The sequence below is a fragment of the Micromonospora yangpuensis genome (assembly GCF_900091615.1).
GTDB lineage: Bacteria > Actinomycetota > Actinomycetes > Mycobacteriales > Micromonosporaceae > Micromonospora > Micromonospora yangpuensis.
On record NZ_FMIA01000002.1, the window covers coordinates 5679582 to 5693953 of the forward strand.

At 72.7% G+C, this 14372-nt stretch carries 9 protein-coding genes and 1 riboswitch; of the genes, 2 read left to right on the top strand and 7 right to left on the bottom strand.

Going from position 1 to position 14372, the window contains the following annotated elements; translation table 11 throughout:
• Positions 1–16 precede the first annotated feature (16 nt).
• Complete coding sequence (locus GA0070617_RS25550) at positions 17–2629, top strand: hypothetical protein (protein ID WP_091443929.1); 2613 nt, start codon at positions 17–19, stop codon at positions 2627–2629.
• Positions 2630–2777: 148 nt separating this feature from the next.
• On the opposite strand, the gene thiC is transcribed toward GA0070617_RS25550, so the two are convergent.
• From thiC to thiE, 7 genes are all read right to left on the bottom strand, one after another.
• Positions 2778–4370, bottom strand: coding sequence for a phosphomethylpyrimidine synthase ThiC (gene thiC, locus GA0070617_RS25555; RefSeq protein ID WP_091443935.1), 1593 nt, complete (start codon positions 4368–4370; stop codon positions 2778–2780).
• Between the two features lie 17 nt (positions 4371–4387).
• Positions 4388–5197, bottom strand: a complete 810-nt coding sequence (gene thiD / locus GA0070617_RS25560) for a bifunctional hydroxymethylpyrimidine kinase/phosphomethylpyrimidine kinase (protein WP_091443942.1) — start codon at positions 5195–5197, stop codon at positions 4388–4390.
• A complete protein-coding gene (locus GA0070617_RS25565; protein ID WP_091443946.1) occupies positions 5194–5862 on the bottom strand; it encodes a thiamine phosphate synthase in 669 nt (222 codons plus the stop codon). Before GA0070617_RS25565 ends, thiD begins: the two co-directional genes overlap by 4 nt.
• Entirely contained in the window at positions 5859–6641 is a 783-nt protein-coding gene (locus GA0070617_RS25570; RefSeq protein ID WP_091447354.1) for a thiazole synthase, read from the bottom strand. Before GA0070617_RS25570 ends, GA0070617_RS25565 begins: the two co-directional genes overlap by 4 nt.
• Before the next feature lie 5 nt (positions 6642–6646).
• A complete protein-coding gene (gene thiS / locus GA0070617_RS25575; protein WP_091443949.1) occupies positions 6647–6847 on the bottom strand; it encodes a sulfur carrier protein ThiS in 201 nt (66 codons plus the stop codon).
• A gap of 127 nt (positions 6848–6974) precedes the next feature.
• Complete coding sequence (thiO, locus tag GA0070617_RS25580; RefSeq protein ID WP_175440655.1) at positions 6975–8162, bottom strand: glycine oxidase ThiO; 1188 nt, start codon at positions 8160–8162, stop codon at positions 6975–6977.
• 85 nt (positions 8163–8247) lie between these two features.
• On the bottom strand, positions 8248–8871 hold the full coding sequence (gene thiE, locus GA0070617_RS25585) for a thiamine phosphate synthase (RefSeq protein WP_091443953.1): 624 nt from the start codon (positions 8869–8871) through the stop codon (positions 8248–8250).
• Positions 8866–8974: riboswitch (TPP riboswitch) on the bottom strand. (Overlaps the previous gene by 6 nt.)
• Positions 8975–9512: 538 nt before the next feature.
• Here thiE and GA0070617_RS25590 point away from each other — a divergent pair.
• Positions 9513–14096 (top strand): ThuA domain-containing protein, encoded by a 4584-nt coding sequence (locus GA0070617_RS25590; RefSeq protein WP_229688566.1) that lies wholly within the window; start codon positions 9513–9515, stop codon positions 14094–14096.
• The last annotated feature ends 276 nt before the right edge of the window (positions 14097–14372 follow it).

Below are 14372 nucleotides of genomic sequence, written 5' to 3' on the forward strand. Positions count from 1 at the left end.
CCGTAACGTGCCGGACATGGCGTTTCGGACCTGGGGCAGGCTGCTGCTCGCCGCCGTCGGGGTGAGCGTGTTGACCGGCGCCGGTCAGCTCGGCATCGGGTACGCGTTCGGCATCATCCGCCTCACCGGCGTGCCCGTCGGCGACACCGTCAACCGGTGGCCCGCCCAGCTCGTCTGGGTCGGCTGGTGCGCGGCGCTCGCCGCCGCCGCCGGTGCCGCCCTCGCCGACCGGCTGCGCCGTGGCCGTGGGTTGCCCGCCAGCACGCCGGTGCACCTGTCGATCGCCGGTGTCGCCGGGCTCGGCGCCCTGGTGGTCGCCCCGCTCTGCATGCAACCGGCACGTAGCGCCCGACTCGACGGGGTCGACCCGGTCTGGGCCGTCGCCGTCTGCGCCGTGCTCGGTGCGGTCGTCGGCACCGCCGCCGCGCTCGCCCGGCAACTGCACCCGCCGCTGGGCTGGAACGTGGCGTCCACGGCCGGCCTGCTCTGGCTGCTCGCGCTGCTCTCGGTCGTACCGTCGATCTTCACGACCGGACCACTTACCACCGTACGGCTGGGCGTGCTGGAGCCGTCCTGGCTCGACGCCGCCGCCGCGCAGCGCCTTGCCCCGCTGCTGCTGCCCGTCCTGGCCCTGCTCGTCGGCGCGACCACCGGCGGGCTGGCCCGCCGGCATGGCCACCCGCCCCTGGTCGGCGTCACTACCGGAGTGGCCGGTCCGGTGCTGGTCGCCGGCGCCTATCTGGCCGCCGGCTCGGGTGCCGCCGTCGACCGGTACCAGGCCGCGCCGTACCTCGGTGCCCTGATCGCGGTCGCCACCGGCGCACTCGGTGCCACCGCGGCCGCCCTGCTGCCCTGGCCACCGACCGCCGCGTGGCGACCCGCCCTCGCCACCGCCCGGCGGCCCTGGTCGGCCTTTGCCACCCGGTCCGGCCAGGCGATCGAACCCACCGACATCCTCCAGCCCCTGCCCACCGCCACCGACCCGCCCACCGGCCCGACTACGGCGGCCGGCACCGACAGCCCGGCCGACCTGGTCACGGTCGGCACCGGATCAGGCCGGTCCACCGGTACGGCGATCGGTGATGATCCGGCGCTCGGCACCGGTGAGGGACCCGGGCCGGGGCCCCGCTCCGGCGACCCGTCGGTGCGGCCGGCACCTGCCCACTGGGACTGGCCGACCTCGGCCAGCACCGTCACCCCCCGTCCGACCCACACCGCCAGCTCACCCGAATCGCCGACCCCGGCTGCCCACTTCCCGCCGGCCGGCGAGGCTGTGACCAGCGGTACGTCGGACAGCGCGGCGGTGGCCGGCGAGGTTACGATCAGCGCAACGACGACCAGCGAGGCGACGATCAGCGAGCCCCCGACCACCGAATCCCCGGCCCCCGAATCTGCGGCCCCTGTGTTCCCGGCCCCCGAGTCCCTTCGCGAGGGGCCCACGGGCGGCGAGCCCACGGCCCCCGTATCCCCGGCGCCCGAGTCCCTTCGCAAGGGGCCCACGGACGGTGAGCCCACGGGTGACGGCTCTCCCGTCAGCGGGGCGCCCATGCCCGCCGAGCCCACGTTGACGGATGCCACGTTGACGGATGCCACGTTGACGGATGCCACGTTGACGGATGCCACGCTCGCCGGGCCCGGTACTGTCGAGGAACCGGCTACCGAGCCCGCCACCAGCGGAATCGCCGCCGCTGAGGCCGACACCGTCGACCCCGGTGCCGTCAAGCCCACGGTGGCCGGGACCGCAGCCACCGAATCCGCCACCAGCGCAGAGGTTTCCGCCGGTGCCGCGACCGACGACGACCGGAGCCCAGCGGCCGCAACGGCGGGCTTCTTCTCCGGTCCCGTCTCGACACCGGGCCCGGTCGACGAGCTGGACCGGCCGGAACTGACCTGGCCGGCCCCCACCGGGGTGCCACTCGAACCGGCCGACGCCGCCGAGGTCGCGCCGTATCCCCGGCACCAGGTCGCGCGGCTGCCTGACCTGAGCGGCGTCAGCTCCTGGAACGCCTTCGTCCCGCCCCGCCGAACGGAGTGGCGGACGACCACACCGGACGCCACCGTCCCGGGAACCACCGTCCCGGGAACCAGCAGCCCGGACACCACCCTCCCGGGAACCAGCAGCCCGGACACCACCAGCGCGGACGCCACCAGCGCGGGGAGCACCCCACCGAAGGCCGCCACGCCGCTGGCCGGTCCGGCAGCGGGTAGCGCACCGGCAGTCCCGGGTACGCCTACCCAACGCCCGGCCGAGCCGGGAACACCGGGCACCGCGACCGGAGCGACGGACACCGCGACCGGAACCGCCGAAACCTCGGTCGGACCACGGACGGGCCGGACCACGGTGGCCGGTGCCCGTGCCGGGGAGTCCGACACCGCTGACGCCGCCACCGAGCAGGACTCCGACGTCGACTCGGGCACCGGCCGCTTCCGTAACCGGCGGGGCCTGTTCGGCCTGATCCGGAACCGGACGGAGAAGGCCGCCTCCGCCGACCAGCCGGACGAGCGTGCGGAGCCGGCACTGCCGGCGCCCGACGAGGAGTACGTCGACTGGGTCGCCGGCCTCAGCCGCCCGGCCCCGGAGGACGGCCAGCGCTCACTGCGTTCCCCCGGCCGCCACCACCGCGACTGACCCCCAACTCCCCTGCCAAAGCAGGCCCCGAGGTGAATCTTGGACACCTACCGTTCACATAGGACGGTAGGTGTCCAAGATCTACAACCCGGACGGGTACCGAGCGAGAGCGAGGGTCCCGACGATCAAGAAGGTAACGGGGCGGACGTCAGGCGAGCGGCAGGTAGACGCGGGACCCGGCGGACTGGAACTCCGCCGACTTGTCCCGCATGCCACGGGCGGCGTACTCCTTCAGCTCCTGGGTGATCTTCATGGAGCAGAACTTCGGGCCGCACATCGAGCAGAAGTGGGCGGTCTTCGCCGGCTCCGCCGGCAGTGTCGCGTCGTGGTACGCGCGGGCGGTCTCCGGGTCCAGCGACAGGTTGAACTGGTCCTCCCACCGGAACTCGAACCGGGCCTTGGACAGCGCGTCGTCCCAGGCCTGCGCGCCCGGGTGGCCCTTGGCCAGGTCGGCGGCGTGTGCCGCGATCTTGTACGCGATCACGCCCGCCTTCACGTCGTCCCGGTCCGGCAGCCCGAGGTGCTCCTTCGGCGTGACGTAGCAGAGCATCGCCGTGCCGAACATGCCGATCATCGCCGCGCCGATGGCCGAGGTGATGTGGTCGTAGGCGGGCGCGATGTCGGTGGTCAGCGGGCCGAGGGTGTAGAACGGGGCCTCGTGGCACCACTCCTGCTGGAGGTCCACGTTCTCCTTGATCTTGTGCATCGGCACGTGCCCGGGGCCCTCGATCATCACCTGCACGTCGTACTCCCAGGCGATCCTGGTCAGCTCGCCGAGGGTCCGCAGCTCGGCGAACTGGGCCTCGTCGTTGGCGTCCGCGATGGAGCCGGGGCGCAGTCCGTCGCCGAGGGAGAAGGTCACGTCGTAACGGGCCAGGATCTCGCACAGCTCACGGAAGTTGGTGTAGAGGAAGTTCTCCTCGTGGTGCGCCAGGCACCAGGCGGCCATGATCGAGCCGCCGCGCGAGACGATTCCGGTGACCCGGTCCACGGCCAGCGGCACGTACGGCAGCAGCACCCCGGCGTGCACCGTCATGTAGTCCACGCCCTGCTCGGCCTGCTCGATCACGGTGTCCCGGAACACCTCCCAGCTCAGCTTCACCGGGTCGCCGCCCACCTTCTCCAACGCCTGGTAGATCGGCACGGTGCCGATCGGCACCGGCGAGTTGCGCACGATCGCCTCGCGGGTCTCGTGGATCCGCTTGCCTGTCGACAGGTCCATCACGGTGTCCGCGCCCCACCGGGTGGCCCAGGTCAGCTTCTCCACCTCCTCGGCCACCGAGGAGGTGACCGCCGAGGTGCCGATGTTGGCGTTCACCTTGACCAGGAACGCCTTGCCGATGATCGCCGGCTCGCACTCCGGGTGGTTGACGTTGAGCGGCAGCACCGCCCGGCCGGCGGCGATCTCGTCCCGGACGAACTCCGGCGCCAGCCCCTCCCGGATGGCGACGAACTCCATCTCCGGGGTCACCACGCCGGCGCGGGCGTAGGCGAGCTGGGTCGGCCGTCGGCCGTCCCGGCCCACCAGCGGCGTCCCCGCACCCCGCGCCGGAGCCACGTCGGCGCGTTCGGCGATCCACGGTCCACGCAGCGCCGGCAGCCCGACCTCCGGGTCGGAGCCCGGCCCCGACGTGTCGTAGAGCCGCAGCGGCGGGTTGTCCCCGGCCAATTCCACCTCGGCGAACGGCACCCGGACGTCCGGGCGGGACCCCTCGACGTAGACCTTGCGACGTGCCTGCATGACAGCCTCCCTGTCGATCAGTAAGGACGCGACGACGGGGCCGACGACCAGCCGAAGTGGTCCAACGGACCGGCTCCCGCGCCCAACTTCCAGTCCCGCCCACCGCTCAGCGCGCGGGCGACGTACTCCTTGGCGGTGGCGACCGCCGTCGGCACCGGGTCACCGGCGGCCAGCCGGACGACGATCGCCGCCGAGAACGAACAGCCGGTGCCGTGGTTGTTGCCGGTGGCCACCCGCGGTCCGCGCAGCAGGGTGGTGCCCCCAGCGTCGACAAGCACGTCCACCGACTCGCCGTCGGCGTCCACGTCGCCTCCGGTGACCACCACGTGGGCGGGTCCCCGGGCGGCCAGCGTCTCGGCGGCGGTGACCATCTGGTCGACAGTGGTCACCGGAGCGCCGGTCAGGGCCGCGGCCTCCGCGCAGTTCGGGGTCACCACCAGCGCGTACGGCAGCAGCCGCTCGACCGCCGCGGTGATCCCGAGCCGGTGTCCGCTGGTGGCCACCAGCACCGGGTCGACCACCAGCTGCGGCAGCCGCCCGGCTCGGGCGGCATCCGCGATCGCGTCGGCGACGGCCGGGGTGCCCAGCACGCCGGTCTTCACCGCCCGGACGGTGAAGTCGGCGAGTACGCTGTCGAGCTGCTCGACGACGGTCTGCGGGGGCAACGGCAGCACCCCGTCGACGCCCCGGGTGTTCTGCGCGGTGACCGCCGTGATCACGCTGGTGCCGTACGCGCCCAACGCGGCGAAGGTCTTCAGGTCGGCCTGGATGCCGGCACCCCCGCCGGAGTCCGAGCCGGCGATGGTGAGGACGGTCGTGGGGGTCACTCTGTTCCTCCGCGGGACGGGTACGGGCCGGGTACCTGCCGGACGGCGGCACCGAAGGCGTGGGTGAGGCGGGCCGCCGACTCGGCCGGATCGTCGGCGCGCATCACCGCGGCGAGCACCGCCACCCCCGCCGCGCCCGCCTCGACGGCGGCGGTCACCTGCTCGGGTGTCTGGATCCCGCCGAGGGCCAGCACCGGCACCGGGGCGGTCCGGACCAGCTCGGCGAGTCCGCGGGGACGCAGCGGTGGGCCGTACCCGGGTTTGCTGTCGGTCGGCCAGACCGGCGACAGGGTGACGTAGTCCTCGGTGGTCAGCGCGGCCAGTTCCGCCGCGTCGTGGCAGGACCGGCCGACGAGCCGGACCGGCGGTGGCGGGTACGGGCCGGCGGCGGGCAGGTGCACGGCGTCGCCGTCGAGCGGGTCGGCCCCGGCGACGACGAGCGTCCCGCCCACCTGGTCGAGGACCGGGCGCAGCGCGACCGCGAGGGCGACCCGCTCGGTGCGGGGCAGGTCCCTCTCCCGCAGCACCACCCACCGCACGCCCCCGGCCACCGCCGCCGCGACCACCTCGGGCAGCGGCCGTCGCGCCACCCGCCGGTCGGTGAGCACCACCACCCCCGACGGCAGGGCGACGCCCGGACCGGTGGCACGGGTAGGCCGCGTCACAGCTCGGGCCGTCCCTCGTCGGGGGTGGACGGTAGGGCGTGCGAGCGGCGGGGGATCCGGCCGGCCTGGTGGGCCAACCGGCCGGCGGAGATCGCGTACCGCATGGCGCTGGCCATCGCCACCGGGTCGACGGCCCGGGTGACCGCGCTGGCCAGCAGCACCGCGTCACAGCCCAGCTCCATCGCCAGCGCGGCATCCGAGGCGGTCCCGACACCGGCGTCCAGGATCACCGGTACGTCGACGCTCTGCCGGATCAACCGGATGTGGTGCGGGTTGCCGATGCCCAGGCCGGAGCCGATCGGCGAGCCAGCCGGCATCACCGCCGCGCATCCCACGTCGGCCAGCCGCCGGGCGAGCACCGGATCGTCACTGGTGTACGGCAGCACGGTGAACCCGTCGGCGACCAGCTCCTCTGCGGCGTGCAGCAGCTCCACCCCGTCGGGCAGCAGCGTCCGCTCGTCGCCGATCACCTCCAGTTTGATCCAGTCGGTGTCGAAGGCGTCCCGGGCCAGGTGGGCCACCTTGACCGCCTCGGCGGCGGTGTAGCAGCCGGCGGTGTTGGGCAGCAGCTGCACCCCGCACCGGTCGAGCAGGTCGAGCAGTCCACCGGCGGTGCCGGGCGCGGTGTCTACCCGGCGCAGCGCCAGGGTGACCAGGCCGGTGCCGGAGGCCCGGATCGCCTGCTCCAGCACGTGCAGGTTGGCCGCGCCACCGGTGCCGAGGATCAGCCTCGACCCGAAGGTCCGGCCACCGAGGACGAGGTCGGAGTCGTTCGACACCGCGCTCACCCGCCCTGCGCCGCGCTGAGCACCTCGACCCGGTCGCCGTCGCGCAGCGCCGTGTCCGGCCAGCCGGTACGCGGCACCACCTCGCCGTTGACCGCGACGGCCAGGCCGCGCTGCTGGGTGGTGACCTCCCGGACCAGATCGGCCACGCTCAGGCCGACGTCGACCGTCCGGGCCGCACCGTTCACCGTCACGTCCATCTCTCCTCCTCGATCGATCGGGCGTCACCGACCGCGACAGCCGCCACCGACCCGGCCGGCACCGACACCCCCGCCGGTGCAAGGAAGGGCCCCCTTTTATCGCTTTCTGAGGTAAAAGGGCCCCTTCCTAACACGACAGGCCCCGAAGCAGCTCGGCCGGGACCGACGACGAGGCAGGTGCCATCGACCCGACGGGTACGGTGAAGCGGTCGGCGCGGAACGGAGCGAGCAGCGGGTCGGCGACCCCGGTGGTCACCAGGTCGGCGATCAGGTCGGCGGTGACCGGGGTGAGCACGATGCCGTGCCGGTGGTGCCCGGTGGCGGCGACCACGTCCGGCCGACCGGGCAACGGGCCGAGTACCGGGGCGTTGTCAGGCGTGCCGGGGCGCAACCCGGCGACCGTCTCCACCAGGTCGTACTCGGCGAGCTCGGGGACCAGGTCGACGGCGGCGCGCAGCAACCGCAGCACCGCGCCGGCGGAGACGGCGGTGTCGGAGCGCTCCTCGACGGTGGCGCCGACCACCACCTCCCCGTCGGCGCGGGGCACCAGGTAGACCGGCTCGCCGTCGGCGTACCCCCGGATGACGTGCCGGAAGCCCGGCGGAGCGCCGTCGGGCGCGCGGAGCCGGAGGATCTGTCCCTTCACCGGGCGGACCGGCAGCCCGGTCAACGCCGTCGCGCCGGTGCCGGCCGCCACCACGGTCACCCGACCGGGCCGCCGGGACAGCGCGGTGACCCCGCTGTCGACGATCTCGACCCCGGCCCGCTCGGCGGCGGTGCGCAGCGCGGCGACCAGCCGACGCGGGTCGATCTGGTGGTCGGTGGCGGCGAACGCCCCACCGCGGACCCGCAGGCTCAGCGCGGGTTCGCGTCGGCGCAACTCCGAGGGGCGCAGCGGCGTGATCGGTAACCCCAACCCCTCCTGGTACGACCAGAGTCGTCGCGCCTCGGCCAGGTCGTCGCCGGTCAGCCCGACCACGAGGGTGCCGTCGGTGCGGTAGCCCAGGTCGACGCCGGTGGCCCCGGTCAGCTCGGCGGCGAATGCCGGCCAGCGGCGGGCCGAGTCGGCCAGCAGCCCGGTCAGCTCGTCCTCGCCGAAGTGCGCCTCGACGACCGGGGAGAGCATCCCGGCCGCGACGTGCGAGGCCCCCGACCCGGGCGCCGGATCGTGCAGCCTGACCCGCACCCCGCGCTGCGCACACCGCCACGCCACCGCCAGCCCGATCACCCCACCCCCCACCACCACCACCTCCTCGGGTGCAAGGAAGGGCCCCCTGTTATCGCTTTCTGTTGCAAAAGGGCCCCTTCCTAACACGACGGCCCCCGCACCACGCCCCGCACCACGCCCCGCAGCACGACGGGCAGCATGACGGGCAGCACGACGGGCCCGGCAGCGCGACTCACGACAGGCCCCGGAGCAGTTCAGCCGTGACGCGGGCCGGATCGGCGGCGGCGGAGAGCTCCCCCACCACCGCCACCCCGTACGCCCCGGCGGCCCGCAGCGCCGGCACCCGGGCCACGGTCACCCCGCCGATCGCGATCACCGGTACGTCGACCGCCGCGACCACGGCCCGTACGCCGGTCGGGCCGATCGGGTCGGGCAGCCCGTCCTTGGTGGAGGTGTGGTGGCAGGGGCCGACCCCCAGGTAGCTGGCCCCGGCGGCGACGGCGCTGCGGGCGGTGACCGGTTCCCGGGCGGTGGCCCCGAGCACCGCCTGCGGGCCGAGTACCCGACGGGCCGCGTCGACGGGCAGGTCGTGGGCGCCGACGTGCCCCCCGGCCGCGCCGATCGCCAGCGCCACGTGCAGCCGGTCGTTGACCAGGCAGGTCGCCCGGTACGGCGCGCAGAGCGCGAGCACCCGTCCAGCCAGGTCGTACGCCTCGCGGTCGGTGGCCTCGTCGGTCACCCGCACCTGCACGACGAGGTCGCTGCCGGCGACGCCGAGCGCGGCGCGCAGCACGGCCAGCGGGTGCCGCCCGGGGCGGGTGTCGGTGATCAGATGCAGTCGTCCCAGGGACGGCACGGCAACACTCCTCCCTGCGCCGGCATTACCCGGATCAGGTTCGACGGTCGGGGGCTGCAGCCCCCCTCTCAGCCCGGTACACCGGGCTCCCGTGGGTTCGTCGGGTGTCACCGTACGTCGTTTCCGCCGCTCCGCCAACCCCCACCCTGCCGCTCCGCCGGCTCCGACCCACAGTGAAAGCCGCCGCCACCCCCGCAGCGAAAGCCGCCGCCACTCCGCAGCGCCAGCGGCCTCCACTGAGGGCGGTCGGCCAGGTCCGGACCGCCGCCTGAAATGACAAAGATGGCGATCTGCATTGACTTGCACCAATTTCAGGCACAGTTGTTATCGAAACGTAACAACCAGGCACCTTGCTGGAAATTGATCGACGAACGCAAATTGATGTGAATCGATTCGGCTTCGCGCCGCCGCGTACCCTCGCCCGCCCGGAACGAGCACTCGGATCGACTCGGAGTGACCCATCCACCACTCCAGCCCGTCCCGTACGGACAGAGGAGAACTCCGTGTCCCGATCTCGTCGTGGACGAGCAGCGCTCAGCCCCCTGCCGGTGGCGCTGCTCGTCCTCACCCTCACCCTGGGCGGTGCCCCGGCCCAGGCGAACACCGCCGCCGAGGCCAGCACCGTCCAGGCCCGCAGCACGATGACCGGCACCACGACAGCCGGCAGCACGACAGCCGCCAGCACGAAGGCCGAGCCGGCGGTGGCTGCCGCGGCGGACCCGTACGCCGTGCTGGTCTTCTCCAAGACCGCCGGTTTCCGGCACGACTCGATCCCGGCCGGGATCAGTGCGATCCAACGGCTCGGCGCGGCGAACAACTTCACCGTCACCAGCACCGAGGACGCCGCCGCCTTCACCGACGCCAACCTGGCCCGGTTCAAGGCGGTCATCTGGCTGTCGACCACCGGTGACGTGCTGAACGCCACCCAGCAGGCGGCCTTCGAGCGCTACATCCGGGCCGGTGGCGGCTACGCCGGCGTGCACGCCGCCAGCGACACCGAGTACGACTGGGCCTGGTACGGCCAACTGGTCGGCGCGTACTTCAACAGCCACCCGGCCAACCAGACCGCCACGGTGAAGGTCGAGGACCACCAGCACGAGTCCACCCGGCACCTGCCGGACCGGTGGTCCCGGTACGACGAGTGGTACAACTTCCGCACCAACCCCCGGGCCCGGGGCGTGCAGGTGCTGGCCTCGCTCGACGAGCGCAGCTACAGCCCCGGTGCCGGCGCGATGGGCGCGGACCACCCGATCGCCTGGTGCCAGAGCTTCGACGGCGGCCGGTCCTGGTACACCGGCGGCGGGCACACCCAGGACTCCTTCACCAACGCGGAGTTCCTGCAGCACCTGCTCGGTGGCATCCAGACCGCCGCCGGGGCGGTGCACGCCGACTGTGGTGCCGGTCGGGCGGCCAACTTCGAGAAGGTGACGCTGGACAGCAACACCAGCAATCCGATGGAGCTGGACATCGCCCCGGACGGCCGGGTCTTCTACATCGAGCGCGACGGACGGTTGCAGATCATCCAGCCGGACACCAACCGGACGGTCACCGCCCTGCGGTTGAGCGTCTTCGGCGGCAACGAGGACGGTCTGCTCGGCATCCGGCTCGACCCCAACTTCGCCAGCAACCGCTGGGTCTGGCTCTACTACGCGCCAAGCGCCGGCGGGTCCCGTAACCACCTGTCCCGGTTCACCGCCAACGGTGACACCATCGACCCGGCCAGCGAGAAGGTCGTCCTGCAGATCCCCACCCAGCGCAACACCTGTTGCCACATGGGCGGGAGCATGACCTTCGACTCGGCCGGCAACCTGTACCTGGCCACCGGGGACAACACCAACCCGTTCGACTCCGGCGGATTCAGCCCGCTGGACGAGCGCAGCGGGCGGGCCGACTACGACGCGCAGCGTACCGCCGGCAACACCAACGACCTGCGCGGCAAGGTGCTCCGGATCCGGCCGCAGGCCGACGGCACGTACACCGTCCCGAGCGGCAACCTCTTCGCCCCGGGCACCGCCCGGACCCGGCCGGAGATCTACGCGATGGGCCTGCGCAACCCGTTCCGGATCGGCATCGACCGCAAGACCAACGTCCTGTACGTCGCCGACTACGGCCCGGACGCCGCCACCGCCAACCCGAACCGGGGTCCGGCGGGGCTGGTGGAGTGGAACATCGTCGACCGGCCGGGTAACTTCGGCTGGCCGTACTGCCACGGCAACAACCAGGCATACAACGACTACCAGTTCCCCTCCGGCCCGAGCGGCGCGAAGTTCAACTGTGCCGCGCCGGTGAACAACTCCCCCAACAACACCGGCCTGACCAACCTGCCGGCGGCGATCCCGGCGACTGTGGACTACGGCTACGGCGGTGACGCCCGCTTCCCGGAGATCGGTGGCGGCGGCGCGCCGATGGCCGGCCCGGTCTACCGGTACGACCCGAACCTGTCGTCGCGTCGGCAGTGGCCGGCGTACTTCGACGGCAAGGCGATGTTCGGTGAGTGGAACCAGTCGCGGATGTACACCTTCCAGGTCGCCAAGGACGGCAAGTCCCTGGTGGATATCAACCGGATCCTCGACCAGATGAGTTTCGTCCGGCCGATGGACTTCGAGTTCGGCCCGGACGGGGCGCTCTACCTCATCGAGTGGGGCAGCGGCTTCGGCGGCAACAACGACAACTCGGGTGTCTACCGGATCGACTACACCGCCGGGGCCCGCGCCCCGATCGCGGTGGCCGCCGCCACCCCGACCTCCGGCGCACCTCCCCTCAGCGTCACCTTCTCCAGCGCCGGCTCCCGGGACCCCGACGGCGGCACGCTCAGCTACGCCTGGACCTTCGGCGACGGCGGCACCTCCAGCCAGGCCAATCCGACCCACACGTACACCCGGTCCGGCAGTTACACCGCGCAGCTGCGGGTGACCAACCCGGCGGGGCGTACGGCGGTGGCGAACGTGCCGATCACCGTCGGCAACACCGCGCCCACCGTCACCATCGAGTTCCCGCCGGACGGCGGCTTCTACGACTGGGGCGACCAGGTCGCGTACACGATCAAGGTGACCGACCCCGAGGACGGCACGATCGACTGTTCCCGGGTCAACCTGCAGGTGCTGCTCGGCCACGACGAGCACGCCCACCCGCTGGAGCAGCGCACCGGCTGCACCGGCACGGTGCAGACCCAGCTCGCCGACGGGCACGGCGCCGAGGCCAACGTCTTCACCGTGCTGGAGGCGACCTACACCGACCGGGGCGGGTCGAACGGTGCGGAACCGCAGACCGGTCGGGCCCTGGAGATCCTGCAGCCCAAGCGGAAGCAGGCCGAGTACTACAGCGCCACCGGCCGGGTGGCCGGTGCCACCGGCGGCGGCGACCCGGGCGTGGTCCGGGAGGCCGGTTCCGACAGCGCCGGCGGCGGGCAGAACATCGGCTTCATCGAGGACGGCGACTGGTGGTCGGTCAGCCCGGCCAGCCTGACCGGCATCACCTCGGTACGCCTGCGGGCCGCCTCGGCCTCCTCCGGTGGCCGGATCGAGGTACGCGCCGGAGCCGCCGACGGCCCACTGCTCACCTCGGCCACCGTGCCGGCGACCGGGGCCTGGCAGACGTACACCGACGTCACCGCGCAGATCCCGAACGGCGCGGCGGCCCAGGGCAGCCTCTTCTTCGTCGCCCGGGACCCGAACCGGGGCACCGGCAGCCTGTTCAACGTCAACTGGGTGGACTTCGTCGGTCCGGGGATCAGCGGCAACTCGCCACCGACGGTGACCGCCTCGGCCACCCCGACCAGCGGGACCGCCCCGCTGACCGTGGCCTTCACGGGTACGGCGACCGACCCCGACGGCGACACCCCGTTGACGTACGCCTGGAGCTTCGGTGACGGTGGTACCGCCAGCACCCTCAACGCCAGCCGGACCTACACCACGCCGGGCACCTACACCGCCACCCTGACGGTCACCGACAGCCGGGGTGCGCGGGGCCAGGCGAGTGTGCAGATCCGGGTGGACGGCACGGGCACCCCGTCCTGCCAGGCGCTGCGCTCGGACGAGTTCACCGGCACGTCGCTGGACCGGCAGCGGTGGTCCGGTGGGGTGCGGGAGAACCCGTCCTCGACCTCGGTCACCGGCGGCGTGTTGCGCCTGCCGACCAGCGCGGGTGACCTCTACGGCGCCCGCAACGACGCGACCAACCTGGTGCTCCAGCCCGCACCCAGCGGGGCCTGGCAGGCCACCACCCGCCTCACCCTGGCGGCCCGCGCCGACTACCAGCAGGCCGGCCTGCTGGTGTACGGCAACGACGACAACTACGCCAAGCTGGACCTGGTGTACGGCGGCAGCCGGCGGGTGGAGTTCATCCGGGAGAGCGGCGGTACGCCCCGCAACGAGTCGACCGACAGCACCGCGGCACCTACCGGTGACACCGTCCATCTGCGCCTGACCAGCGACGGGACGAACCTGACCGCGGCGTACTCGGCCGACGGGCAGACCTTCACCACCGTCGGCCGGTCTGCCGCGTTGGCCGGGATCAGCAACCCCCGGATCGGGCTGTTCGCGCTCAACGGCGGCACCACGGCACCGGTGGTCAACGCCGACTTCGACTGGTTCCGGATCACCCCGGACACCTCGACCGGCACGGTGCCGTCGGACGAGTTCACCGGCAGCAGCCTGGAGAAGTGCCGGTGGAACGCGGTGGTCCGGGAGGACACCGCCCGCTACCGGATGACCGACGGGTCGTTGCGTATCGACGTACCCACCGGTGACATCTACGGCACCGGCAACACCGGGCCGACGAACTTCATCCTGCAGAACGCCTCCACCGGCAACTGGACGGTGCAGACCCGGGTCGACGGCAGCACCTTCAACGAGCAGTACCAGCAGGGCGGCCTGTTGGTCTACGCCGACGACGACAACTACCTGAAGTTGAACTACGTCACGGACAACGCCGCAGGTCAGGCGGTTTCCCGCCGGATCGAGTTCCGTAGCGAGGTCGGCGGGGTGGTGCAGAGCACCCAACCCCAGGCGACCGGGCTGACCCAGGGGGTCTGGCACCTGCGGCTGTCGCGCAGCGGCACCAGCTACACCGCCGCGTACTCGGCCGACGGCACGAGCTGGACGACCCTGGGCACGTTGACCAGCACCGCCGTCGGAACCGCCCCGAAGGTGGGGCTGTTCACCCTGGGCGGCAACCAGACCGCGCCGAAGACGGCCGCCTTCGACTACTTCCGACTCACCTCCTGACCGGACCGGACGGCTTCACCGGTGCCCGCCCCCATCAGCGCCACGGGGGCGGGCACCGCCTGTCGACCCGGCCGCTCGTCTGCTTTGGAGGCACTCGCGGCTATTGCGGCGTAGCGTTACGCAACCGTTACCGGGCTGCACCTTGCCGGACATGGAGAGATCGGAACTAATTTGTTCATCGATTCGACAGAATCGCGGTCCGGTGGGTCGGCGCCCCCTGGTCAGCACTGTCGGGTCAGCTCGGAGCGGTCTTCGGCGGTCCGCTCCGACACCCGT

What these genes read in the sequence shown, in the direction of transcription:
- GA0070617_RS25550 (WP_091443929.1), top strand. Translation starts at nt 17, where the DNA reads ATGGCGTTTCGGACCTGGGGCAGGCTGCTGCTCGCCGCCGTCGGGGTG.
- thiC (WP_091443935.1), bottom strand. Translation starts at nt 4,370, where the DNA reads ATGCAGGCACGTCGCAAGGTCTACGTCGAGGGGTCCCGCCCGGACGTC.
- thiS (WP_091443949.1), bottom strand. Translation starts at nt 6,847, where the DNA reads ATGGACGTGACGGTGAACGGTGCGGCCCGGACGGTCGACGTCGGCCTG.
- GA0070617_RS25590 (WP_229688566.1), top strand. Translation starts at nt 9,513, where the DNA reads ATGACCGGCACCACGACAGCCGGCAGCACGACAGCCGCCAGCACGAAG.